The sequence below is a fragment of the Sphingomonas sp. SUN039 genome, from assembly GCF_024758725.1.
In the GTDB taxonomy this organism is placed as follows: Bacteria; Pseudomonadota; Alphaproteobacteria; order Sphingomonadales; family Sphingomonadaceae; genus Sphingomonas_O.
Window position 1 is genome coordinate 3,148,136 of the sequence record NZ_CP096972.1, and the last position, 24,074, is coordinate 3,172,209.

Below are 24,074 nucleotides of genomic sequence, written 5' to 3' on the forward strand. Positions count from 1 at the left end.
CCAACCCGGCGCAATAAACCTAAAACGCCTTCTTCACATCCGTGTGCCCGAAATCCTCGCCCTTAAACGCCAGCGCCTCGTCCGTATCCATCGCCAGCGCATAGCTGAAACAGTCGCCGTAATTCAGTCTGGCCGCATGGCCGCTGCCTTTGCCGAAACGGGCATAGGCCGAGCGGCCGAGGCGTGCTTGGCGGGGGGTGACGGGGACGATCTCGACCAGCAGCCGGTCGAGGAACCGGTCGAGGTTGGCGCTGGCGTCCGCATCGCCCGCTGCGTCGATCACGATGCTGGTTTCGAGGTAAGTCGCCGCCGAAATCTTCAACGGTGGCACGGCGTCGTACAGGCGTTCGGTCCACAGCCGGTAGTCGTCTTCCTTTTTCAGCACCGCCACGATCACCGAGGAATCGACGATCATTTGGGCAATCCGCCTTCGTCGTAAAAAGCAGCGTCCATGTCCGCCGACCCGATTTGCGGAAGAAGCCGCCAATGCGTGTCTTCGATGATATCGAACAGCGCGCGCAAATTGGCGCTGCGGTCGACAACGCGCGCGCGTTTGGCATCGCGCAGGGCGCGGGTGACGGCATCGGTCAGCGAAATGCCGTCGATTTCGGCCAGTTCGCGCGCAAGCTCGACGGCTTCCGCGTTTTTGATGTTCATCTGGACGCCCATTCTACCCTCCGACGGCAGCGTTCTACCACAAGCAAGTGGCTCGATCTATCCCGTCCCTAGTGCATCGACGGCCCCCCGCCCCGCCCCTTCAACTCGTCCAGCGCCTCGCGGTACGCGTCGCGGTTGCGGGTCCAGCCGAGCTGGCAATCGGCCCAGGCAATGCCGCCATAAGCCAGCGCCGAGGCGAGCCACGCCAGCCACAGCGGCACGCCCAGCCATTGCAGCATGGCGAACAGGCCGATCACGCCGAGGCCGAAGCCGAATGCAGTGGTGGCGGCCGTCGGGGGCTTGTCGGGCGGGGGCGGGGCGATCTCGTCGGCGCGCGCCTTGGCTTGGTCGAAAGGGGTCATGCCAATCGATTATAGCATGATGACGAAAGATCGACCTCTTCTTCGAGCGTCAGCGAGAAGCCCCGCCGAGCGTGAGCGAGGTGCCCGTTGCGCTTCTCGCTGACGCTCGAAGGAGCACCTCGCTGGCGCTCGGCGAAGAGCAGCTGTTTCTACCGCGTCCCTTTCGCCTTTGCCGCGCCAACCGCACCCGGCGCGACCGCGCGGTCGCTGATCGACCAGAGCGAGTCGACGCCGATCAGCCCGTTGAAGATCGGGTTGCTCTGGGCATAGATATCGAGCGCGCCAGGGCCGCCCGCCGCCTGATATTCGTCGCTCTTGGCGGGCCAGGCGGCGCGGTGGTGGCAATTCATGCAGTTGGTTGCGATCGGATGGTCGGCGGCCAGTTCGATGTACGGGTTGTACGCGACCGGCCATTGCGCGCCGCCCGGGGTCGCGGGGATGCCATAGGTCGCGGTCATCAGATAATTGCGCCACGGCCCCGGGGCTTGCGTCACGGGCAGGTTCGGGCGGTTCGCGGCATAGGGGCCGGCGTTCGGCCGGTCGCTCCACCACACCGACTGGAACGTCCAGGCCGGTTGTTCCTTGCTCATCACATGCATGGCGACCAGCACGAGATAGTCGCCCTGCTGGAACATGCGGCCATAGGCATAGTACGCCGAGGCATCGAGGATCGCGCGGTCGCACTGCGCCATCGTCGCCAGATTGGGGCGGTAGTTGTAGAATTGCTGGACGCCCGCGACGCGCGGGGAGGCATAGGTGTTCGGCCCCAGCGGCTTGCCGTTCATCGTCACGCCATAGAGATACTGGACACTCGCCGGGGCGACGGTCGCCTGCGGCGTCGGGGTGACCGCAACCGCGCGCGGCCATTGGCTCTGGATTTCGAAGCCGGAGTAGACGCCATTGTCGTTTTTCAGGTCGTCCCACACGGGGAGCGCGGTAAAGCCGCTGCCCTTCACCGGCCACATCATCGGTTTCAGCGCAATCGAACCGGCGGGCATCGCGGCCATTTGTTTCGTCTGGTTCGGCGGCGGGATCATGCCGTTGAGCGTCGACTGCTGGTAGAGCTTGTTGTTGCGGATCCAGTTGTAGGCGGGCTGGTTATAGATGACGCCCGCGACCATCACGTCGCCGTTGTTCTGCAAGGTCGGCCCGTTGGCGAGCGAGGCGATGCTGGTCGGCGTTGCCGGGATGAGGCATTTCGACCCCGCATAGCGCGCCATCACCGGCGGCGGGACGGCATAGACCGGTGACACCGGGAAGTTGATCGGGTCGGCACCGGTGGTCAGGCCGTTGTTCAGCTTGAATGCGCGCATCGGCTTGCCGCCGTGGACGTTGGCGGCGGCGAGCGTGGTGGCAGACGCGAAGGCCTGCGTCTCGGTGCACCAGCTTTGCCAGACCGGCTGGCCGTTCTGCACGGTATTGAGCGCGGCCCACAAATTCCAGCCGTGCGTGCGGGTGCGCGCGACATTGCCGCTCGCGACCCAGCCCTGCACCGTCGCCGCCGATTGCGGATAGTCGAAGCCGGTCGGGATGCCGCGCGGGGCGGGGCAGGCGGCGGGGTTGGCAGCCATTTTCTGTGCGGTGGCACGCCAGCCAAGAGTGGTGCCGAGTGCGGCAACCAGAACCAGCGCGGCAATGACCGGCAAACGCCAGGCCGGACGGAACGAAAGCGTCATGTCGCATCTCCCCCGAAAATTGTGACGCAATGTTACGCGAAATCGCGAGGGCTGTCCAATTTTTATATCACCTGACTTTCGCGGCACCCCACCCTAGCTTGGCACCCGACAGCTTCAGGAGTTCCATCATGACCGACACCCCCGAATACGTCCCGCCCAAGGTGTGGACATGGAACAAGGAAAACGGCGGGCAATTCGCCAGCATCAACCGCCCGACCGCTGGGCCGACGCACGACAAGGAACTGCCGGTCGGCAAACATCCGCTGCAGCTCTATTCGCTGGCGACGCCCAATGGGGTGAAAGTGACGGTCATGCTCGAGGAGCTGCTGGCCGCCGGACACAGCGGCGCGGAGTACGACGCGTGGCTGATCCGTATCAACGAGGGCGACCAGTTCGGCAGCGGTTTTGTCGATATCAATCCGAATTCGAAAATCCCGGCGCTGATGGACCGCAGCGGCCCCGCGCCGGTGCGTGTGTTCGAATCGGGCTCGATCCTGCTCTACCTCGCCGACAAGTTCGGGGCGTTCCTGCCGACCGACCCGGCGGGGCGGACCGAGGCGCTCAACTGGCTGTTCTGGCAAATGGGCGCCGGACCGTTTCTGGGCGGCGGCTTCGGCCATTTCTACACCTATGCACCGGTCAAGATCGAATATGCCATCGACCGCTTTGCGATGGAGGTGAAGCGTCAGCTCGACGTGCTCGACCGGCGGCTGGCGGATAACGAATATCTCGGCGGCGCAGACTATACGATTGCCGATATGGCGGTGTGGCCGTGGTACGGGGCAGTCGCCAAGGGGCAAGCTTACGGCGATGCCGCCGAGTTCCTGTCGGCGCATGAGTATAAGAACGTCATCCGCTGGACCGACCAGATCGCGGCGCGACCCGCCGTCAAACGCGGGCGCATGGTCAATCGCGCGATGGGCGATCCGTCGAGCCAGCTGCGCGAACGCCATGACGCGAGCGATTTCGAGCTGCGGACGCAGGACAAGCTGGAGACGGCCTGAATTACTCCCCAGCGAAGCGCTGGGGAGGAGTAGCAGCGCGCCTACCCCCGCGCGGCGGCAATCGGTTCGCGGGCGCGGGTGACGGGTGCGCCTTCCAGCGGCATCGTGTCGTTGAAGCGGGACAGCACCAGTCCGCCCGTGCCGCTGCGGTATTCGGTCAGCGCGCAATTGGCGATGTCGCCTGCCGCGTCGATGGCCAGCACGCCCGCCTCGTCGAGCTCCTCGAGCACATAGCGCAGGCAAAAGATTACGCATTCATGCGCGACGATCATCACCCGCGCGCCGGCGTGGTGCAGCGAGATCCGGTCGATCACCCCGCGCAGCCGCAGGATGACGTCGCACCAGTTTTCGCCGCCGGGCGGGCGGTGGTAGAATTTGCCGAGCAGGGTGCGCTGTTCGGCCTGGTCGGGATGGAGCGCCTTCACCCCCTCCCAGGTCAGCCCGTCAAGGATACCGAGTTCGCGCTCGCGCAGGCGCTCGTCGGTCAGGATGCGGACACCGGGCGCGGTGCCGCCCGCGCTCTGGAGCGAAGCCACGGTGTCGGTTGCGCGCTGATAGGGCGAGGTCAGGACGATGTCGGGGCGGGCGCTGTCCGGCTGCGCGGCGAACCATTGCCCCAGTGCATGTGCCTGCGCCGCGCCCGCGACCGACAGCCCGGTGTCCATGTCGCGGGCGTTCAATGCGACGCGGTGGTGGCCCGCGCTCGTTGCGGCATGGTTCGCCAGCATCGCCGCACTCTCGCCGTGGCGGACGATCCACAGGACCGACGGCCAGCGGCTCATGCGTCCTGTTTTGCTTTCATGGCTTCGACGATGCGCTTGACGTCCTGGCTCTGCCCGCGTGGGAGGATCAGCACGTCGTTCCCGCTGGCAACCACAATCAGGTCATGGACGCCGACCGCCGCAATGCGGATGCCGTCGCTGCGGATCAGGCAGTTGCTGGTGTCGAGCGCAATGACTTCGCCATGATGTGCGTTCCCGTCGGCGTCGCTGCCGAGGGTGTGGAGGGCATCCCATGACCCGACATCGGACCAGCCCATCGCGACGGGGACGACGGCGACTCGCCCCCCATTTTCTTTGGCGGCCTTTTCCATGACGGCATAGTCGATCGATTCGGACGGGCTGGCGGCAAAGGCGGCCTCGTCGGGCAGGATACGGCTGCCCTCACGTTTCGCGGTGGCGACCGCGCGCTGGGCGGCGGCAAGCATATCGGGTTCATAAACAGCAAGCGCGCCGAGAAACGCATCGGCGCGGAACAGGAAGATGCCGCCGTTCCACACGTGATCGCCGCCCGCGATCATCGCTTCGGCACGCGCGCGGTCGGGCTTTTCGACGAAGCGCGCGACTTTGTGGACGCCGGCGCTGAGCACCTCGCCGGTCTGGATATAGCCATAGCCGGTCTCCGGCCCGTCGGGCGCGATCCCGAACGTTGTCAGCCAGCCATCCGCAACCAGCGGCAGCGCGGCATCGACGGCAGCCATGAACGCGGCCTCGTCGGCGATGACATGGTCGCTGGGCATGACCAGCAGCGGCGATGCCGGATCGGCGAGCAGTGCCGCAAGCGCAATCGCGGGGGCGGTGTTGCGGGCGAGCGGTTCGAGCACCAATGTCGCTTCGGCCCCGCCCAATTGCGCCTCGATCAGGTCGGCGTGACGGGCATTGGCAACGACCATCGGCGCAGCAAAACGGCTGCGGTCGGCACAGCGCGCCACCGTCGCCTCGAACATGGTCGCATCGGACGCCAGCGGCAGGAACTGCTTGGGCCGGTCGGGCCGCGACATCGGCCACAGCCGCGTGCCGGAGCCGCCGGACAGGATGACGGGCGTGATGCGGACCTGTGCAGTCATGTAAGCTCCCTAGACGCGACAACCGCATCCCGCCAGCGCAACGCCACAGCGCGCGTCTGGCTCCCGCCTTCACCATATCTTTGTCAATTTGGGCGACAGGGAGCACAGGTGTCGGAAAATTTGACGCTTTGACAGGATTGGCGAGCGACGGACGAGCGTGTTCAGGCTGTTCAAACATTATGTGCCCTATGCGGTGCTGTTCCTCGCGCTGATCGATTTCGCGCTGCTGTTCGGCGCGGCCGAGGCGGCATGGGTCGTGCGCGCGCGGCAGATCGGTATGGGCGTCGATCCGATCGCCGTGCGCTACTGGCCGCTGGTCAACTTTGCGGTGACGCTCCAGCTCGCGATGATTGCGGTCGGGGTGTACGGGTCGGACGCGTTCCACTCGCTGCGGTTCGCTGCTGCGCGGCTCGTCGTCGCGATCTGCCTCGGCGTGATTTTCCTGTCGGTCGTCTATTTCGCGCTGCCGGGCTACACCTTGTGGCGGTCGAATTCGCTGTACGCGATGTTCTTCGCCTTCGTCTTGCTGGTCTCGGTGCGGATGGTGCTCGGGCGGATGTTCGGGACCGAGGCGTTCAAGCGGCGCGTGCTGGTGCTGGGCGCGGGACAGCGCGCTGCACGGCTCGGGCGGCTGGGGGCAGAACGCGCGACGAGTTTTTCGGTCGTCGGCCATATCGACATGGGCGATTGCGAACCCGTCGTTGCGACTGCGGTGCCGCGCGCCGCGATCGACAGCCTCGCCAGCTATGCCGCCACCTTGGGCGCGAACGAAGTCGTGCTGGCGCTGGAGGAACGGCGCAAGGCCATGCCTGTCGCCGACTTGTTGCACATCCGCACGCTGGGGATGCACGTCAACGAGATTTCGACGTTCCTCGAACGCGAGACCGGTCGCGTCGATCTTCGCAGCATCAACCCGAGCTGGCTGATCTTTTCCGACGGCTTTTCGAGCGGGCGGCGGCTGTCGTCATTGGCCAAGCGGCTGTTCGACATCGTGGTCGCCGCGCTCCTGCTGACGCTGACCCTGCCGTTCGTCCTTTTCGCAGCCGTGCTGGTGAAGCTCGAATCCAAGGGGCCTGCTTTCTACCGCCAGACCCGCGCGGGCCTCTACGGCGCGCCGTTCGATATCCTGAAGCTGCGCTCGATGCGTCAGGATGCCGAAGCGGGCGGCAAGGCCGTGTGGGCGGAAAAGGACGATCCGCGCATCACCCGCGTCGGGCGCTTTATCCGCAAGGTCCGCATCGACGAGCTGCCGCAGGTCTGGACGGTGCTGAAGGGCGAGATGAGCTTCGTCGGCCCGCGCCCCGAACGGCCCGAATTCGTCGCCGAACTCGGCAAGAAAATCCCGTTCTACGCCGAACGCCATGTCGTGAAACCGGGCATCACCGGCTGGGCGCAGATCAACTATCCCTATGGCGCGAGCCTCGACGATGCGCGGCACAAGCTCGAATACGACCTGTACTACGCGAAGAACTACACGCCGTTTCTCGACGTCGTGATCATCCTCCAGACGATCCGCGTCGTGCTGTTTCCGGATGGGGCGCGATGACCGCGCTGGCGCTCGCCTGGAGCCATGCGCTCGCCGCGGTGTTGTTCATGGGCGTCGCGGTCTGGCAGGCCAAGCACTGGCGCGACCGCGCGGCGCGCGCCGTCATCGTTGCGTGCGCGCTGACGGGGGTGTGGGCGGCGGTAACGGCATCGGCGGGCGTCGATGCGCCCGCGAGCCAGTTCGCCGAAAGCGTCCGCAATTTCGCCTGGCTGACCTTCCTTTACGCCCTGTTGCGGCGCGGCGGGACCGAATATCGCAGCTTGCGCGCGCTGTATTCGGTGCTGTTCTTTGCGGCGGGCGCGACCGCAGTGATCGATCTGCTCGCAGCGGTCGATCCGACGCGCGACCTGCCGACGACATGGCCATTGGTGTCGGCGTTTGCGCTCAGGATGGTGTTCGCGGTCGGGGTGCTGGTCGCGGTGCACAACCTCTACACGGCAACGGCAGCAGGCGCGCGGGCGGGTGTCGGCCTGCCGCTGGCCGCGCTCGGTGTGCTGTGGGGGATCGATCTGACTTTCTACGCGCTCTGCTGGACACAAGGGTCGTGGGTCGGCGAGTTCGCGGTCGCGCGTGGCGTGGTTGCGGCGGGGCTGGCCCCGCTGATGGCGCTGGCGGCGGCGCGCAATACCGGCTGGACGATCCGGCTGTCGCGCACGGTGGCGTTCCGCTCGATCGGTCTGGTGACGGCGCTCGGCTATCTCAGCGCGGTGATCTTGTCGGCCTATGCGCTGCAGTCGCTGGGCGGCAGCTGGTCGCGCGCGATCCCGCCGCTGGTGCTGCTGGCGGCGGCGCTGGTCGTCGGTATCGTCATGCTCTCGCCCGAAACGCGGGCCTGGGCGCATGTGATGCTGACCAAGCATTTGTTCGCGCACCGGTACGATTACCGCGCCGAATGGCTGCGCTTTACTGACACGCTCGGCATTCCCGGCGCGGGCGCGGCGGCGCTCGAGCTGCGCGTGGTGAAAGCGGTCGCCGATATCGTCCAGTCGCCGGGCGGGCTGTTGCTGTTCCCGGCGAGCGACGGCTTCACCACCGGGGCGCGCTGGGGCTGGGGCGCATTGACGCCGCCGCTCGAGGCGGGCGGCGCAGACCTCGCGCTGCGATTGGCAACGGGACGCATTATCGAACTCGACCCGCTGCGCGGCGAGCGTGGCGATGCCGATGAAGCCGCCGTCATCCCCGAATGGATTTTGTCCGACACCAGCGCCTGGGCGATCGTGCCGCTCGTCCATTTCGACCGGCTGGCGGGCGCGGTGCTGCTCGAACGGCCCTTGGTCGCGCGCGCGCTCGACTGGGAGGATTTCGACCTGCTGCGCCTCGCCGGGCGACAGGTCGCGAGCTATCTGGCCGAGGCGAACGCGCAGGAGGCGCTGTCGGACGCCGCGCGCTTCGACGAGTTCAACCGGCGCTTCGCCTTCATCATGCACGACATCAAGAATCTGGTGAGTCAGCTGACGCTCGTTACGCGCAATGCCGAGCGCCATGCCGACAAGCCCGAGTTCCGCGCGGACATGATCGCGACGCTGCAATCGTCGACCGCGCGGATGAACGACCTGCTCGCGCGCCTGTCGCAGCACAATACGGGGAAGACCGAGGAGCCACGCGTCGTCGATCTCGCACTCGTGGCGGGGACCGTGGGGCAGGGGTTCCGCGCGCGTCATCCGGTCGTCGTCGCGGGCGGGCGCGGCGCGCTCGCGCTGGCAGAGCCCGCACGGCTGGAGCAAGCGCTGTCGCACCTCGTCGCCAATGCCATCGACGCCAGCCCGTCCAACGAGCCGGTCACGGTGACGCTCGTGCGGCGCGGGGCGGAGGCGGGGATCGAGGTTGCCGACAAGGGCCCCGGCATGACCGCCGATTTTGTGCGTGGGTCGCTGTTCCGGCCGTTCACCTCGACCAAGGCAGGCGGTTTCGGCGTCGGCGCCTACGAGGCGCGCGCGCTGGTCAGCGCCATGGGCGGCCGCATCGGCATCGTGACATCGCCGGGCGAAGGGACACGGATGACGATCTGGCTGCCGGGGGCGGAACCGGTGCCGACGAGGGTGGCGGCATGACGCGGCGGGGGGTGATGGGGCTGCTGGTCGGCGGCTCGGCGTTGATGCTGGCCGCGTGCGATGCGCCGCCGAAGTCATTGCGCTACCGGATGACGGTCGAGGTCGAAACCCCGGCAGGTTTGCGTGTCGGATCGGCAGTTCGCGAAGTTAAGTTTGGCAAGCACTCGGGTGCTGACGGTCAAACCGGCTATGCCAATGTCAGAGGCGAAGCGGTGGCGGTCGATCTGCCGGGAGGTCGCACACTGTTCGCCTTGCTGCGCAACGATAGGGTCGGCCCGGATTACGGTGGCGCCATTGCGATGATGACGGGGCTCAGTTTCCCTGCGGGCAAGAACATCGCCGCGCAGGCGGACGGGACGGTATTACTCTACCCCAAATCTCCCGCTGCCGCGACGAATGCCGCATGGACCCGCGACTACTGTGATCCTGATTTCTGGCCGACGCTTGTCACTTTTGGCGACATCCTCAACCCGAAGTCAGTGGAGCGGGTCGTTCCGGCGGCGCTCGACAAGAGCTTCGGGGCGGGGGTGACGCTGCGGCGGATCACGGTCGCGGTCACCGACGATCCGGTGACGACGGGGATCGACAAGCGTTTGAGGTGGCTGCCGTCGGTTTACGAAACACTGCGCGGATCGCAGTTCAAGCCAAAGGGAATACCTGTCGGGGAATTCAAACGGCTGTTTTCGACGGAGTTAGGTGGATGAGCGACACTCCCCGCAAACTCCTGATCGTCGAGGATGACGAGGGGCTGCAGCGGCAGTTGCGCTGGGCCTATGACGATTATGAAGTCATCGTCGCGGGCGATCGCGCGACCGCCATCGACATGGTGCGGCTGCACGAACCCGATGTGGTGACGCTCGATCTGGGCCTGCCGCCCGATCCCGACGGCGTCGAGGAGGGGTTTGCGACGCTGGGCGATATCCTGCGGCTGAAGCCCGATACCAAGGTGATCGTGGCGTCGGGCCACGGCGCGCGCGAGAGCGCACTGCGCGCCATCGGGTCGGGGGCCTATGATTTCTACGCCAAGCCGGTCGAGATCGACGAGCTCGGCCTGATCGTCGCGCGCGCGTTCCACGTCCATGCGCTGGAGGCGGAGAACATCCGGCTGGCGAGCGTGTCGGGCGGGACGACTTTGCTGGGCGGGATCATCACCGCGTCGCCCGAAATGTTGAAAACCGTGCGGACGGTCGAGCGCGTCGCCAGCGCCGATGTATCGGTGATGCTGCTCGGCGCGAGTGGCACCGGCAAGGAATTGCTGGCGCGGGGCCTGCACGAAACCAGCGGCCGCCGCGACGGCGCGTTCGTCGCGATCAACTGTGCGGCGATCCCCGAAAATCTGCTCGAAAGCGAGCTGTTCGGCCATGAAAAGGGCGCGTTCACCGGCGCAGTGAAGACGACCGAGGGCAAGATCGAACAGGCGCATGGCGGTACGCTGTTCCTCGACGAGATCGGCGATGTGCCGCTGGCGTTGCAGGTCAAGCTGCTGCGGTTTTTGCAGGAACGCACCATCGAGCGCGTCGGCGGGCGCAAGGGCATTCCGGTCGACACCCGCGTCGTCACCGCCACCCACCGCGACGTCGATGGTATGGTCGCGAGCGGCGCGTTCCGTGAGGACCTCTACTACCGGATCGCCGAAATCGTCGTGCACATCCCCTCGCTCGCCGAACGGCCGGGCGACGCCAGCCTGTTGGGCCGTGCTTTCGTCCAGCGTTTCGCGGCGTCGCTGCGCTCGGACGTGACCGGGCTGACACCCGATGCGCTCACAGCGCTCGACGCGCACAGCTGGCCGGGCAACGTGCGCGAACTCGAAAACCGGGTGAAACGCGCGGTCATCATGGCCGACGGCAAGCTGGTGACGGCGGCGGACCTCGATCTTGCCGAGGCGGAGAATGCGGACGACCCGATCAATCTGAAATCGGTGCGCGAAGCGGCGGACCGGCACGCAATTGCGCGGGCGATTGCGCGGACCGAGGGGAATATATCCGGGGCGGCGAAACTGCTGGGGATCAGCCGGCCGACCTTGTACGATCTGCTGAAGAATTATGACATTGCGGTTTAGCGCGTGAGCTATTCAGCCCCCTCTTCTTCGAGCGTTAGCGAGAAGCCCCTTCGAGCGAAGCGAGAATTGTGCGCTTCCGGCGCGACACCTCGCTGGCGCTCGGCGGGGCTTCTCGCTGGCGCTCGAAGAGGAGGGGTCCTTCTCGCCCTCCTCGTGACAATGGCAAATCCTGCCACGCCCTCCCGCGCCGACGTCCCCCCCGCCGCCGCCGCGCTCGTCGCGCAGGGGCGTGACGCGCTCCAGCGGGGCGATGCGCTGACCGCGCAGACGCGGCTGGAGGCGGCAGTGCGCGGCGGGGTGCCGCTGGCCGAGGTCCGGCATCTGCTGGCGAACGCCTATTTGATGCAGGGCAATGTCCAGCGCGTCCGTGAAATGGCCGACGATGCGAAGGTCGCGCCGCCCTTCCGCGCCTATGCTGCGCGGATGCGGGCCGCCGTTGCGCTCGACGGGGCGACGGCGTTGCGCGAAATGACGCTCGCGCTCCAGCTTGCGCCGGAAGAGACGCTGATGTGGTCCGACATGGCGCGCGCGCGGCTGATGACCGGCGATGTCGCGGGGGCGATTGAGGGGTCCGAACGGGCATTGTCGATCAACAACAACAATGTCGACGCGCTGATCATGTCGGGCAATCTGTTGCGCGACCGCTATGGCTATGCCGCCGCGCTGTCGTGGTACGACCGGGTGCTGGCGCTCCAGTCGCGCAATGTCGTGGCGATGCTCGAACGCGCGGCAACGCTGGGGGAGCTTGGCCGGTATCGCGAAATGCTGGCGCAGACCCGCGACGTGCAGGCGATCATGCCCAACCATCCGCGCGCCTTTTATCTGCAAGCCGTCATGGCGGCACGGGCGGGCGACTGGGGGCTGGCGCGCAGCCTGATTTACCGCATCGGCCCGCGTTTGAACGATTCCGCCGGGTACCGGGTGCTCGCAGGCTCCGTCGAACTCGCGCAGGGCAATGAGGAACAGGCGCTGATCCATCTGCGCGCTGCGGTCGACATGCAGCCGGACAATATCGTTGCGCGCCGGTTGCTGGGGCGGACCTTGTGGTCGAGCGGCGACGACCGCGGCGCCATCGACACGCTGCGCCCGATTGCCGATCGACCCGATGCCGATACCTATACGCTGACCGTCATGGGCCGCGCGTGCGAACATCTGGGCGACCGGGCGGCGGCGGGCGGCTATCTCGACCGCGCCGCGCAGCCATTGCGCCCCGCGCCGACGCCGTTTTTCGCCAATGGACGCGGGCCGATTGCGGCGATGCGCCAGCTCGTGGCGGCGGGGCGCGCGGGCGAGGCATTGGGCATCGCGCAGGGGATCGAACGCGCCCATCCGGGGTCGCCCGGGGCGATCATGCTAACCGGCGATGCGCTCGGCGCAGGCGGGCGGTGGCGCGAGGCGGCCGATGCCTATCGCCGCGCGTCGAATTTGCAGTTTTCGGAGGAAGCAGCATTGCGCCTGATCGATGCGTTGCGCCGTTCGGGCGACAGTGCGGCGGCGCTGGCGGTCGTCGATGTGTTCGTGACGCAATATCCGCAGAGCGTCGCGGCGCGGCTGCTCGCGTCGGACGCGGCGCTTGCGGGCAAGGATTGGGACCGGGCGGAGGCATTGCTCGGCGGGCTGCGCGCGCAAATCGGTGACCGCGATGCGACTTTGCTCAACAACCTCGCCTGGGTGCGGCTGAACCAGAAGCGCGGCGGGGAAGCGGTGGCGCTCGCGCGGACCGCCTATGCGCTTGCCCCGAACAGCGCGCCGGTCGCGGCGAACTATGGCTGGTTCGCAAATGCGGCGGGCGACCGGGCGAGCGGCGTGGCGTTGCTTGAGAAGGCGGTCGCGATTGCGCCTGAAATCCCCGCCTATCGCGCGCGGCTGGCGAAGGCGCGCGCGGCGCGTTAGTCACGCGTCGATGGATGACACTCTCCGCCGCATTGCTGCTGCGCTCGACCGGATCGCACCGCTTGGCCGTGTGGCCCCGCTGCCCGATGCCCGTGCGTGTCGCTGGGACGGGTCGACGCTGACGCCCGCCGCGTTCCGGCCGCTGCCGCTCGACCTGCTGACCGGCATCGACGAGGCAAAGTCGGTGCTGGTCGAGAACTGCCGTCGCCACGCCGCCGGACATGCCGCACATGACGCGCTGTTGTGGGGCGCGCGCGGGTCGGGGAAATCGGCGCTGGCAAAAAGCGCGGTCGGGGCGACGGCAGGGCTGACCCTGGTCGAGCTTGCCGCGACCGATCTGGCGACCTTGCCCGTGCTGTTCGACGTGCTCGCGGCTGCCTCCGACCGGCGTGTCGTGGTGTTTATCGACGACCTCGGCTTCGACGATGTGCAGGCGGCGCGCGTGCTGCGGTCGGTGCTCGATGGCGGCGCGTCGGCGCGACCCGACAATGTGCGCCTCTATGTCACCTCGAACCGCCGCCATATCGTCAAGCGCGACATGGCGGAACAGGGCGTAGTGTGGACTCGTGACCCGCCGGGGGCGGGGCACGGCCACGGAGCCGGCTCGCGAAGCGAGCCGTGGGCAATCAATCCGCGCGATGCCGCCGATGACGCGCTGGCGCTCGCCGACCGGTTCGGGCTGTCGCTGGGCTTCCATGTCGCCGACCAGCCGACTTATCTCGCGATGGTCGGCGGCTATGCGAGCGCCTATGGCTTGCCCTTCGACCCTGCGGATGCGGTGCAGTTCGCGACGCAGCGCGGCAGCCGGTCGGGCCGCGTTGCATGGCATTATGTCGTCGAGCTTGCCGGGCGGGCAGGGCGAGGTCTAGGCTGAGGCTAACCGCCTATAGTTAAAGGACTTGCCCCTATGGACCGCCGCCAGTTCGTCGCCGCCTCAGGCGCTGCCGCCGCTTTTTCGCTCCTGCCCGCCGGGGCGTCCGCGCAAACCGGCAGCGATGCCGCAATCAACGCGCTGTTCGAGAAAATCTTTCAGGAAGCGGTGCGGAATTCGCCCGAGCGGGCCAGCTCGCTGGGCCTCGACAAGGGCGCGAATGCGGCGCTGAAGGCGCAGCTCTCGTCCGCTACTGCTGCCGAGCGCCGGGCCGACCTCGCGCGCAACCAGCGCGCAATTGCCGCGCTGCGCCGCGTCGATCCCGCTGCCCTGTCGCCTGCCGCGACGGTCAACCGCGATGTCGTGATCTACCAGCTCGAAGCACAATCGGTCGCGGCGCAGCGCTTCGATATCGAAGGGGTCCAGCGGCCCTATCGCATCTTCCAGCAGGGCGGGGCCTATTTCAGCACGCCCGATTTCCTCAACACTGCGCATACGATCAACACTTCGGCAGATTGTGAGGCGTATTTGTCGCGGCTGAACGCCTTCGCGCGCGTGCTCGACGAGGAGACCGCCGAGCAGAAGGCGGAAGCCGCGCGCGGCTATCTTGCACCCGGCTGGTCGCTCGACTTGACCCTGGGGCAGATGGCCAAGCTGCGCGCCCCCGAGGCGGCGGCGAGCGGGTTGGTGACGTCGCTTGCTACCCGTGCGGCAGCAAAGAACATCCCCGGCGACTGGGCGGCGCGCGCGACGAAGATCGTCGCCGACCGCGTCTATCCCGCGCTCGACCGCCAGATCGCCCTGATGAAGGCGCTGCGCCCGAAGACAGCAGCGGGCGACGGTGCCTGGCGGCTGAAACGCGGGGCTGAAATCTATGCCGCCGCGCTCGAACAGGCGACGACGACGAAGTTCACGCCGGAGGAAGTGCACAAGATCGGCCTTGAGCAAGTCGCCGACCTGACCGCGAAACTCGACGTCATCCTGAAGGCGGCGGGCATGACGCGCGGAACGGTGGGAGAGCGGCTGGCCGCGCTCAACGTCCGCCCCGAACAGCTCTACGCCAACACCGATCCGGCGCGCGCCGAGCTGATCGAAAGCCTGAACGCCGGGGTCAAGGCGATGTACGCGCGGCTGCCCCAGGCGTTCGCGACCCTGCCGACCCAACCGCTCGAAATCCGTGCGGTGCCCAAGGATATTCAGGACGGCGCGTCGAACGGCTATTACCGCAGCGCCGCGCTCGACGGGTCGCGGCCCGCGATCTACTTCATCAACCTGAAGGACACTGGCGACTGGCCGAAATATTCGCTGCCCTCGCTGACCTTCCACGAAGGGGTGCCGGGCCATCATCTCCAGATCAGCCTCGCGCAGGAATCGAAGGATATTCCGACCATCCGCAAAATCGGCGGCTTTTCGGCCTATAGCGAGGGCTGGGCACTCTATTCCGAACAGCTCGCCGACGAACTCGGCAGTTACGAGGGGATCGAAAAGGCGGGCTATCTCCAGTCGTTCCTGTTCCGCGCGGCGCGGCTCGTCATCGACACGGGGCTGCACACCAAACGCTGGAGCCGCGAAAAGGCGACCGATTACATGGTCGCAACCACCGGCTTTGCCCGGCCCCGCTGCCAGCGCGAGGTCGAACGCTACTGCACCCAGATCGGTCAGGCGTGCAGCTACAAGATCGGCCATATCGCCTGGATGCGGGCGCGCGACGCGGCCAAGGTAGCGCTGGGCGACAAGTTCGACGTGAAGGCGTTCCACGAAGTGCTGAAGGAAGGGGCGATGCCGCTGACGATCCTTGAAAAGCGGATTGCCGAGCGGACGAGGACGGCGATGCGCGGTTAGGCGGGCAGCCAGCGGAAGTGGTACGTCGGGGGATAGGCGGAGATCGCGTCTTCCTCGCGTGTACCGCTGCCGATGTTGTGGATGACCAGCGGGCGGCCGAGCAGCGATAGCCGGTCGGACACGATGCCGATGTGCGGCAGGTTGCGGTTTACGCGCATGGTGACGATGTCGCCGGGCAGGAAGTCCGCCGGATTGTCCAGCGGACGCGCGGCGCGCTGGCGGCGCAGAAAGGTTTCGAGGTTGGGCACGCGCCGGTGGTCGATATTGGCATCGGGCGCGCGCAGGCCCCATTTCTTCGGATAGGCACCGAAGGCGCGACGCATGTCGGCGTTAACGCGCGCCTGCAGGTCGATGGCAAAGGCGTCGCGATAGGCGCGGATGACGACATCGGTGCACACGCCCTTGCTGCGCGCGACATCGCCGCCCGGAAAGGCGATCCGGGTGTAAGCCGGGTCGTAGGATAGCGTGATCCCGATCTGGCGACGCGCGGCGGCGACAAGGGCGAGGCCGCGCGGCGATGCCGGGAGAGCCGCCCCGGTCGCGCCGCATCCGGCAAGCGCAGCGCATCCGGCAAGGAAGGTCCGGCGATCGAACATGGGCGATACGTAACACGGGCGTTGGCCGGAAGCGATTGCCGTTCCCGCAGGTGCTTACCCCAGCCCCTCGACCATTTCCGCCACTTCGAGCCAGCGCTCCTCCGCCGCGTCCTTTTCCGCCCGCGCCGCCGCGACGGCCGCCGTCAGCGCGGCAAAGCGCTTCGGGTCGCCGGTGTAGAGGCTACCGTCCATCAGCGCCGTCTCGTCACGCGCAATCGCCGCTTCGAGTTCCTCGACACGCTTGGGCAGCTGGTCGTAATCGCGCTGGTCCTTGTAGGTCAGCTTCACGCGCGCTTTCGGCGCTTCGATCACTGCCGGTTTGACAGCGACCTTGCGCGCCACCGTTCGCACCTGCCGCTGCCGCTCCCAATCGGCATAGCCGCCTGCGACGATATCGACCTTGCCCGATCCGTCGAGCCCCAGCGTCACCGTCACCGTCCGGTCGAGGAAGTCGCGGTCGTGGCTGACGATCAGGACGGTGCCGTCGTAATCGGCGATCACATCCTGCAACAGGTCGAGCGTTTCCAGATCGAGGTCGTTGGTCGGCTCGTCGAGCACCAGCAGGTTCGAGGGGCGGGCGAATTCGCGCGCGAGCAACAGCCGCGACCGCTCGCCGCCCGACAGGCTCCCGACCGGTGCATCGGCGACGCCGGGGTCGAACAGGAAATCCTTCAGATAGCCGATCAGGTGCTTCTTGACGCCCTGCACCTCGATCCAGTCGCCCCCCTGCGTCAGGATGTCGCGCACCGACTTGTCGGGTGCCATCAGGCTGCGCTGTTGATCGATGACGACGGCATCGAGCGTCTTGGCGAGCGTCACCTTGCCCGAATCGGGGGCCAGCTCGCCAGTCAGCAGCTTGAGCAAGGTGGACTTGCCTGCGCCGTTGCTGCCGACCACGCCGATGCGGTCGCCGCGCTGGATGCGAAGCGTGAAATCCTTGATAATCGTGCGCCTAGTCTCTCCGGCGCCGAACGACTTGGTCACCTGCTCCGCCCGGATCACCGATTTTGTGCGAACATCGTCGGTGGAAATCGACAGTTTCGACGTCCCCGGCGGCCCCATCATCGCCGCCCGCGTCGCGCGCATCTCGATCAGCTTGGCCTTGCGCCCTTCGTTGCGCGCGCGCCGGGCGGTGACACCGCGCAGCAGCCAATGCTCCTCGAGCTTCAGCTTTGCGTCGAGCCGCTCGGCGTTGCGCGCTTCCTGCGCATAGACTTCGTCGGTCCAGGCATCGAACCCGCCGAAACCGATGTCTTTCCGCCGGATGCCGCCCCGGTCGAGCCAGATCGTCGATTTGGTCAGCCGTGTCAGGAACGTGCGGTCATGGCTGATCGCGATGAACGCGCCCGAATAGCGCGACAGCCAGTCCTCGAGCCATTCGATGGCAGCCAGATCGAGATGGTTGGTGGGTTCGTCGAGCAACAGCACTTGCGGATCCATCGCCAGCGCGCGGGCAATCGCCGCACGGCGACGTTCGCCGCCCGAAGCGGTTGCGGCCTCGCGGTCGAGATCGACGCCGATCTGGTCGGCAAGCGCTTCGACTTCATGCGCTGTCACCGCGCCCGAGGTCGCATAGTCGCGCAAGGTCGCAAAGCCGGTCAGCACCGGTTCCTGTTCGAGCATGATGACGCGCGACCCCGGCACGATCGTGCGTCGCCCTTCGTCGGCCTCGATCGCACCGGCCAGCAGCTTGAACAAGGTCGTCTTGCCCGCGCCGTTGCGCCCGATCAGCGCCAGCCGGTCGCGGGGAGCTACGAACAGGTCGAGGTGACGGAACAGCCAGCCGCTGCCCTGCACGAGGCCAAGGTCTTCGAAAGCGAGAATGGGAGCGGCCATGGGGTCCGGCGGAAAAGATGAACGAAACCGAACAGCGCATTCACAGCCTGTTCAATGCGGGCCTCCTATGCGATGCGGCATGAGTATGAAAGGTTCCTCTGGGAAAGCGGCCATTGCCCTCGCCCTCCTGACCGTAACCGGGGTCCAGCCCGCAGCGGCGCAATGGCATCGCGGCGATCAGGACGATGTGTACAAGGATCGCCGCGACGGCGCACTGATGTCGCTGCGCGCGATCGAGAACGGCATCGTGCCGCGCATGAAAGCGCGCGGGGCCGACTATATCGGCGCCGAATACGATCAGCCGACCGGCCGCTACCGGTTGAAGTTCGTCCGCAACGGCGCGGTGATCTGGGTCGATGTCGATGGGCGCTCGGGTAATATCGTGGCGCGGGCGGGGGATTGAGGACGTACTTGAGTTCGGGGCCAACCCCGTTCAGGAAACACCCGCTGCCGTTATCAAGGACACTCATATGCGCCTGTTGATCGTCGAGGACGAACCCACACTAGGGAACCAGCTCAAGAACACGCTCGAGGGCGCGGGCTATGCCGTCGATCTCGCCACCGATGGCGAGGACGGGCATTATCTGGGGCAGACCGAGAATTACGATGCGGTGATCCTCGATCTCGGCCTGCCGGTCATGGACGGGCTGACCGTGCTCGACAAATGGCGCAAGGAAGGAAAGACTTTTCCGGTGCTGGTGCTGACCGCACGCGACAGCTGGTCGGACAAGGTGGCGGGTCTCGATTCGGGGGCCGACGATTACCTCGCCAAACCCTTCCAGACCGAAGAACTGATCGCGCGGCTGCGCGCGCTCATCCGCCGCGCGGCGGGCAATGCATCGGCCGAAATGACCGCCGGCGACGTCCGCCTCGATACACGGTCGGGCCGCGTCACGCTGGCAGGCGAACCGGTCAAGCTGACCGCACAGGAGTACAAGCTGCTCAGCTACCTGCTCCACCACAAAGGCAAGGTCGTCAGCCGCACCGAGCTGATCGAGCATATCTACGACCAGGATTTCGACCGCGATTCGAACACGATCGAGGTCTTCGTGACGCGCATCCGCAAGAAACTGGGTGCCGATGTCATCACGACGATCCGGGGTCTCGGCTATTCGCTGGACGATCCGGCGGCAGGTTCGGGTGGCTGACAGCGACGCCTCTGGCGCGGCGGGCATCGGCGTCCGGGGACAGTCCCCCGAACACCACGCGCAACAGGGACCGGGGACTGTCCCCAGACAGCTACTCGTGACGGGCAGACACACCGGGGACAGTCCCCTGCGAGTGTCGCAGAACGATCAGGGACTGTCCCCTGTTGCGTCCGGTGCCAAACGCTCGGGCTCGCTCTCGCGCCGGATGATCGGGATTGCCGCCGCCTGGGTCCTGCTGCTGCTGGTCGGCGGCGGCATTGCGCTCGACCGGGTGCTGGTCAGCGCGGTGACCCAGAATTTCGACGACCAGCTCGACTACGTCCAGACCGCCATGATCGCGAGCGCGGAGACCGATCCCTATGGCGAGGTGCGGCTCAACCGCCCGCTCGGCGACCAGCGTTTCCTCGAACCCAATTCGGGCCTCTATTGGCAGATTACCGGCGCGAAGCAGGAGCCATTCCGCTCGCGCTCGCTCTGGGATCATGCGCTCGCCGTCGGGGCGCCGCACCGCGACCGCATCGCGCATTTTTACGACAGCGAACAGCTGGGCGAAAAGCTGCGGATCGTCGAGCGCGACATCACCTTGCCGCTGTCGAAAACGGTGTGGCGGTTCCAGGTCGCTCAAAGCCGCGTCGGCCTCGACGAACAGATCGGGACGCTCCGCAAGACGTTGGTCCGCAGCTTTGCGCTGCTCGGCCTCGCGCTCATCGTGCTGTCGGCTTTGCAGACGCTCTATGGCCTGTGGCCGCTGCGCAAGCTCCGCACCGCGATTGCCGACATGCGGGCCGGTCGTTCGCAACGCATCGCGCAGGACCGCCTGCCCAACGAGGTCGCGCCGCTGGTCGACGAGTTGAACGGCCTGATCGAGCATAACGAGAAACAGGCCGAGGAAGCACGGCGGCACGCGGGCAATCTCGCCCATGCGCTGAAAACCCCGCTAACGGTGGTGATGAATGCGGCGACCGCGCGCAGCGAGGACCTGGCCGACACCGTCATCCGCGAGGCCTCGACGATGCGGCGGCAGGTCGACCATCATCTGGCGCGCGCCCGCGCGGTCGGGCGGCGCGGCCACGCCCATAGCCGCGCCGAAGTGTGGCCCTCGCTTCAGGCGGTCGAGCGCGCGGTGGGGCGGCTCTATTCGCAGGTCCGCATCGACATGGACGGCGACAAGACCGCGAGCGTCCATGTCGAGCGGCAGGATCTGGACGAAATGCTCGGCAATCTGATCGAAAACGCCGCGAAATACGGTGGCGGCAGCGTGTTCGCGACCGTGGTGAAGGCCGGTGGTTTCGTCGAGTTCCAGATCGAGGACGACGGGATGGGCATTCCCGAAGCGGCGCGCGACCATCTGTTCGACCGTGGCGCGCGGCTCGATACCGGCAAGCCCGGCACCGGCCTCGGCCTCGCCATCGTCCGCGATGTCGCGGAAATCTATGGCGGCTCGGTCGCGCTCGACGAGAGCGAGGACTTGGGCGGGCTGCTGGTGCGGTTGAGACTGCCTGCCGTCCTTTGAAATTATCTTGCGCGTCCGTGTTAGGCGCGCCACACAGCCGGCAGAACTCTTTGAAGAGGATTCGCCACCGATGAAATCGATCCTGCTCGCGGGCGCTGCGCTCGCGCTTTCAACCGTTGTTGCCGCGCCGCTCGCGGCCAAGCCCACCGCCAAGGCTGCTAGCGCCAAACCCGTCGCCAAGCCGAAGCTCGGCGATTTCGGCGTCGACCTGACCGCGATGGACAAGACCGTGGCGCCGGGCGACGATTTCTACCGCTACGTCAACGGCAAGTGGCAGGACCGCACCGAAATTCCCGCCGACCGCGCCAGCTGGGGCGGGTTCGCGATCCTGCGCGACCTGTCGGACCAGCGCACCCGCATCATCATCGAGGACGCCGCCGGGGCGCAGAATGCGCCGGGCAGCATCGGCGAGAAGATCGGCGTGACCTATTCGAGCTTCATGGACGCCGCCGCCATCGAGGCCAAGGGCGCCGCCCCGCTCAAACCCTATCTCGACGAGATCGCCGCGCTTTCGACGCCGACCGACCTTGCGCGCTATTTCGCGAAATCGATCCGGCGCGGCGTGTCCACCCCCATCGGCATGGGCGTCGGGCAGGACCGCACAGACAATAGCAAATATACGGTCTATGCCGGGCAGGGCGGCCTCGGCATGCCCGACCGTGACTATTATCTGAAAGACGACGCCAAGTCGGTCGAAGTCCGCGCGAAGTATCTGGCGCACATCGCCGTGCTGATGAAGCTCGCCGGACAGCCCGATCCCGAGGGCGCGGCCGGCCGCATCTTCGCCTTCGAAAAGTCGCTTGCAGAGGTGCACTGGACCCGCGCCGAACTGCGCGTTGTCGAAAAGACGTTCAATCCGTTTCCGGCAACGGCGCTCGGGACCAAATTTGCCGGTTTCGACTGGGCGGCGATGATGGACGCGGCGGGGCTGTCGGCTCAACCGATCGTGATCGTTGCCCAGCCCTCGGCAATGGCGGGGACGGCGAAGATCCTTGCCGCCACGCCGATGCCGGTGATCCGCGAATACCTCTCGTTCCAGGCGATCAAGAGCGCCGCGCCGATGCTGACCAAGGCGTTCGTCGATGAGAGCTTTGCGTTCAACGGCACCGTCTTGCAGGGGACGCCGCAGTTGAAGGACCGCTGGAAACGCGGCGTCGATCTGGTCAACGGCAGCTTGGGCGAAGCGGTGGGGCAGGCTTATGTCGCGCGCTATTTCCCGCCGGCTGCCAAGGCCAAGGCCGACGAGCTGGTCCGCAATCTGATCGCGGCGATGGACATTCGCCTGTCGAACCTGACCTGGATGGCGCCCGAAACCAAGGTCAAGGCGCGGGCCAAGCTTGCCGCCTTCACGCCCAAGATCGGCTATCCCGACAAATGGCGCGATTATTCGAAACTGGTCGTGGTTCCCGGCGATGTGCTGGGCAATGCCGCGCGCGTCGCCGATTTCAACTACCAGCGCCAGGTCGACAAGATCGGCAAGCCGGTCGACCGCAGCGAATGGTTCATGACCCCGCAGACGGTCAATGCGTACGCCAATCCGCTGATGAACGAGGTGGTGTTCCCCGCCGCGATCCTCCAGCCGCCGTTCTTCGACCCGAATGCCGACCCGGCGGTCAACTATGGCGGCATCGGTGCAGTGATCGGCCATGAAATCAGCCATCATTTCGACGACCAGGGCCGCAAGTTCGACATGAAGGGCAATTTTGCGGAGTGGTGGACCAAGGAGGATGTCACCCGCTTCAAGGCCTATACCGACAAGGTTGTCGCGCAGTACGGCGCGTACGAACCGGTCGCGGGGCTGAAGGTCAACGGCGAGCTGACCCTTGGCGAGAACATGGCCGACCTTGCCGGGCTGGCCATCGCGTATGACGCCTACCGGATTTCGCTGAAGGGCAAACCCGCACCGGTGATCGACGGCTATACCGGCGACCAGCGCTTCTTCCTCGGTTTCGGCCAAGTCTGGCAGAACAAGTCGCGCGAAGCTGCCATCCGCCAGCAAATCCTGACCGACCCGCATACGCCGGGCGCGTGGCGGCCCTATGTCGTCCGCAACCACGACGCCTGGTACAAGGCGTTCGGGGTGAAGCCGGGCAGCAAATTCTATTTGCCGCCCGAGGCGCGCATCAAAGTGTGGTGAGGTTGACTTTTCCCATGTGGTAAGACACGCTTACCACATGGGTTATGAAGCGCGATTGTCGACGAAAGGTCAGCTGGTTCTTCCGAAGGAGGTGCGCGATGCGCTGGCCTGGTCGGACGGTCGTGTTCTGGAAGTCGTTCGCAACGCCGACAGCGTGACGTTGCGCGCAAAACCTGTGGAAACGGCCAAAGAGTCGGCAGAGACGATCCTTGCCCGAATCCGGGCAAGGAACACCTACAGGGGGCCGCCAATCTCCGATGAACGGATTCGGCAGGGAATTGAAGACGCGATCCGGGTAAAATGGGCTGATCGTCTTAAATGAAATCGCTGGATACGAACGTCGTTTTGCGCGCGTTGATCGTTGATGACGATGAACAGGCGGCGACCGCACTCGCGGCGATGTCTGGCCCGGCGTATCTCACACCAACGGTTTTGCTCGAGACGGCGTGGGTGCTGGGAAGCGTTGCAAAGCTCGCACGAGATCAGATCGCAAGCAATTTGAGCGACATTCTGGCCATGCCGAACGTCGTCATCGCACAGCGCGACAATGTCCGGTGGGCTGTAGATCGCTATGCAGCAGGTGCCGATTTTGCGGACATGCTGCACTTGGCGCTGTCCGGTGGCAGCGATTGTTTTGCAACGTTCGACCAGGGCGTCGCGCGGTTCTCGGACGCGTCGCAAATTCCCGTCGAAACGCTCCGCCCTTAACCCTGCGCCGCCTCGTGGTGGCGGATCACTTCGTCGATGATGAAGCGCAGGAATTTCTCGGTGAAATCGGGGTCGAGGTTCGCCTCTGCCGCCAGCGCGCGCAGCCGCGCCACCTGTCGCTCTTCGCGGCCGGGATCGGCGGGGGGCAGGCCATGCTCGGCCTTGTAGGTGCCCACCGCCTGCGTCACCTTGAACCGCTCGGCGAGCATATAGACCAGTGCGGCGTCGATATTGTCGATGCTCTGGCGGTAATGCTGCAACCGGTCGGTCGTCATCTGCGTATCTCCCCTGACAGGCTTGCCTTAGCGGCGCGCGCCGTCCAGAGGAAC

Annotated in this window: 23 protein-coding genes; 14 read left to right on the forward strand and 9 right to left on the reverse strand. The window is 66.2% G+C overall.

What is annotated here, in order from left to right; all coding sequences use genetic code 11:
* Positions 1 to 19: 19 nt before the first annotated feature.
* The 4 genes from M0209_RS15520 to M0209_RS15535 all read right to left on the reverse strand — a co-directional run bounded on the left by M0209_RS15520 (position 20) and on the right by M0209_RS15535 (position 2,695).
* Positions 20 to 415, reverse strand: coding sequence for a type II toxin-antitoxin system VapC family toxin (locus tag M0209_RS15520; RefSeq protein WP_258889181.1), 396 nt, complete (start codon positions 413 to 415; stop codon positions 20 to 22).
* Positions 412 to 669, reverse strand: a complete 258-nt coding sequence (locus M0209_RS15525) for a type II toxin-antitoxin system VapB family antitoxin (protein ID WP_258889182.1) — start codon at positions 667 to 669, stop codon at positions 412 to 414. Before M0209_RS15525 ends, M0209_RS15520 begins: the two co-directional genes overlap by 4 nt.
* A gap of 56 nt (positions 670 to 725) precedes the next feature.
* Positions 726 to 1,019: a hypothetical protein gene (locus tag M0209_RS15530; RefSeq protein WP_258889183.1), complete on the reverse strand. Its 294-nt coding sequence runs from the start codon at positions 1,017 to 1,019 to the stop codon at positions 726 to 728.
* Between the two features lie 149 nt (positions 1,020 to 1,168).
* Positions 1,169 to 2,695 (reverse strand): hypothetical protein, encoded by a 1,527-nt coding sequence (locus M0209_RS15535; protein WP_258889184.1) that lies wholly within the window; start codon positions 2,693 to 2,695, stop codon positions 1,169 to 1,171.
* 128 nt (positions 2,696 to 2,823) lie between these two features.
* On the opposite strand from M0209_RS15535, the gene yghU reads away from it, so the two are divergent.
* Positions 2,824 to 3,699, forward strand: a complete 876-nt coding sequence (yghU, locus tag M0209_RS15540; protein WP_258889185.1) for a glutathione-dependent disulfide-bond oxidoreductase — start codon at positions 2,824 to 2,826, stop codon at positions 3,697 to 3,699.
* Positions 3,700 to 3,740: 41 nt separating this feature from the next.
* On the opposite strand, the gene M0209_RS15545 is transcribed toward yghU, so the two are convergent.
* Entirely contained in the window at positions 3,741 to 4,481 is a 741-nt protein-coding gene (locus M0209_RS15545) for a histidine phosphatase family protein (RefSeq protein ID WP_258889186.1), read from the reverse strand.
* On the reverse strand, positions 4,478 to 5,545 hold the full coding sequence (locus M0209_RS15550; RefSeq protein WP_258889187.1) for a mannose-1-phosphate guanylyltransferase/mannose-6-phosphate isomerase: 1,068 nt from the start codon (positions 5,543 to 5,545) through the stop codon (positions 4,478 to 4,480). The genes M0209_RS15545 and M0209_RS15550 overlap by 4 nt, the downstream gene beginning before the upstream one ends.
* A gap of 157 nt (positions 5,546 to 5,702) precedes the next feature.
* On the opposite strand from M0209_RS15550, the gene M0209_RS15555 reads away from it, so the two are divergent.
* From M0209_RS15555 to M0209_RS15585, 7 genes are all read left to right on the forward strand, one after another.
* Positions 5,703 to 7,091: a TIGR03013 family XrtA/PEP-CTERM system glycosyltransferase gene (locus tag M0209_RS15555; protein WP_258889188.1), complete on the forward strand. Its 1,389-nt coding sequence runs from the start codon at positions 5,703 to 5,705 to the stop codon at positions 7,089 to 7,091.
* A complete protein-coding gene (prsK, locus tag M0209_RS15560) occupies positions 7,088 to 9,142 on the forward strand; it encodes an XrtA/PEP-CTERM system histidine kinase PrsK (RefSeq protein WP_258889189.1) in 2,055 nt (684 codons plus the stop codon). Before M0209_RS15555 ends, prsK begins: the two co-directional genes overlap by 4 nt.
* A gap of 14 nt (positions 9,143 to 9,156) precedes the next feature.
* Positions 9,157 to 9,846: a hypothetical protein gene (locus tag M0209_RS15565; protein ID WP_258889190.1), complete on the forward strand. Its 690-nt coding sequence runs from the start codon at positions 9,157 to 9,159 to the stop codon at positions 9,844 to 9,846.
* Positions 9,843 to 11,201: a PEP-CTERM-box response regulator transcription factor gene (gene prsR, locus M0209_RS15570; protein WP_258889191.1), complete on the forward strand. Its 1,359-nt coding sequence runs from the start codon at positions 9,843 to 9,845 to the stop codon at positions 11,199 to 11,201. The genes M0209_RS15565 and prsR overlap by 4 nt, the downstream gene beginning before the upstream one ends.
* A 159-nt stretch (positions 11,202 to 11,360) precedes the next feature.
* Positions 11,361 to 13,094: a tetratricopeptide repeat protein gene (locus M0209_RS15575; protein ID WP_258889192.1), complete on the forward strand. Its 1,734-nt coding sequence runs from the start codon at positions 11,361 to 11,363 to the stop codon at positions 13,092 to 13,094.
* 10 nt (positions 13,095 to 13,104) lie between these two features.
* Positions 13,105 to 13,968 (forward strand): ATP-binding protein, encoded by an 864-nt coding sequence (locus M0209_RS15580; protein ID WP_258889193.1) that lies wholly within the window; start codon positions 13,105 to 13,107, stop codon positions 13,966 to 13,968.
* A 33-nt stretch (positions 13,969 to 14,001) separates the two neighbouring features.
* Entirely contained in the window at positions 14,002 to 15,807 is a 1,806-nt protein-coding gene (locus M0209_RS15585; protein WP_258889194.1) for a DUF885 family protein, read from the forward strand.
* Here the strand turns inward: M0209_RS15585 and M0209_RS15590 are convergent.
* The gene (locus M0209_RS15590; protein WP_258889195.1) at positions 15,804 to 16,403 is read right to left on the reverse strand and encodes a DUF1287 domain-containing protein; all 600 of its coding nucleotides are present in this window, start codon (positions 16,401 to 16,403) and stop codon (positions 15,804 to 15,806) included. The genes M0209_RS15585 and M0209_RS15590 overlap by 4 nt on opposite strands.
* 54 nt (positions 16,404 to 16,457) lie before the next feature.
* Positions 16,458 to 18,239, reverse strand: a complete 1,782-nt coding sequence (locus M0209_RS15595; RefSeq protein ID WP_258889196.1) for an ABC-F family ATP-binding cassette domain-containing protein — start codon at positions 18,237 to 18,239, stop codon at positions 16,458 to 16,460.
* Between the two features lie 79 nt (positions 18,240 to 18,318).
* Between M0209_RS15595 and M0209_RS15600 the strand changes: the two genes are divergently transcribed.
* The 6 genes from M0209_RS15600 to M0209_RS15625 all read left to right on the forward strand — a co-directional run bounded on the left by M0209_RS15600 (position 18,319) and on the right by M0209_RS15625 (position 23,745).
* Complete coding sequence (locus tag M0209_RS15600) at positions 18,319 to 18,642, forward strand: hypothetical protein (protein ID WP_258889197.1); 324 nt, start codon at positions 18,319 to 18,321, stop codon at positions 18,640 to 18,642.
* A gap of 67 nt (positions 18,643 to 18,709) precedes the next feature.
* The gene (locus tag M0209_RS15605) at positions 18,710 to 19,387 is read left to right on the forward strand and encodes a response regulator transcription factor (protein ID WP_258889198.1); all 678 of its coding nucleotides are present in this window, start codon (positions 18,710 to 18,712) and stop codon (positions 19,385 to 19,387) included.
* A gap of 205 nt (positions 19,388 to 19,592) precedes the next feature.
* Positions 19,593 to 20,900, forward strand: coding sequence for a sensor histidine kinase (locus tag M0209_RS15610; protein ID WP_258889671.1), 1,308 nt, complete (start codon positions 19,593 to 19,595; stop codon positions 20,898 to 20,900).
* Between the two features lie 70 nt (positions 20,901 to 20,970).
* Positions 20,971 to 23,037, forward strand: a complete 2,067-nt coding sequence (locus tag M0209_RS15615) for a M13 family metallopeptidase (protein ID WP_258889199.1) — start codon at positions 20,971 to 20,973, stop codon at positions 23,035 to 23,037.
* A gap of 37 nt (positions 23,038 to 23,074) precedes the next feature.
* Positions 23,075 to 23,359, forward strand: coding sequence for an AbrB/MazE/SpoVT family DNA-binding domain-containing protein (locus M0209_RS15620; protein WP_258889200.1), 285 nt, complete (start codon positions 23,075 to 23,077; stop codon positions 23,357 to 23,359).
* Positions 23,356 to 23,745, forward strand: a complete 390-nt coding sequence (locus M0209_RS15625; protein ID WP_258889201.1) for a type II toxin-antitoxin system VapC family toxin — start codon at positions 23,356 to 23,358, stop codon at positions 23,743 to 23,745. Before M0209_RS15620 ends, M0209_RS15625 begins: the two co-directional genes overlap by 4 nt.
* Here M0209_RS15625 and M0209_RS15630 read toward each other — a convergent pair.
* The gene (locus M0209_RS15630; RefSeq protein WP_258889202.1) at positions 23,742 to 24,020 is read right to left on the reverse strand and encodes a chorismate mutase; all 279 of its coding nucleotides are present in this window, start codon (positions 24,018 to 24,020) and stop codon (positions 23,742 to 23,744) included. The two genes, M0209_RS15625 and M0209_RS15630, sit on opposite strands and share 4 nt — an antisense overlap.
* Between the last annotated feature and the right edge of the window lie 54 nt (positions 24,021 to 24,074).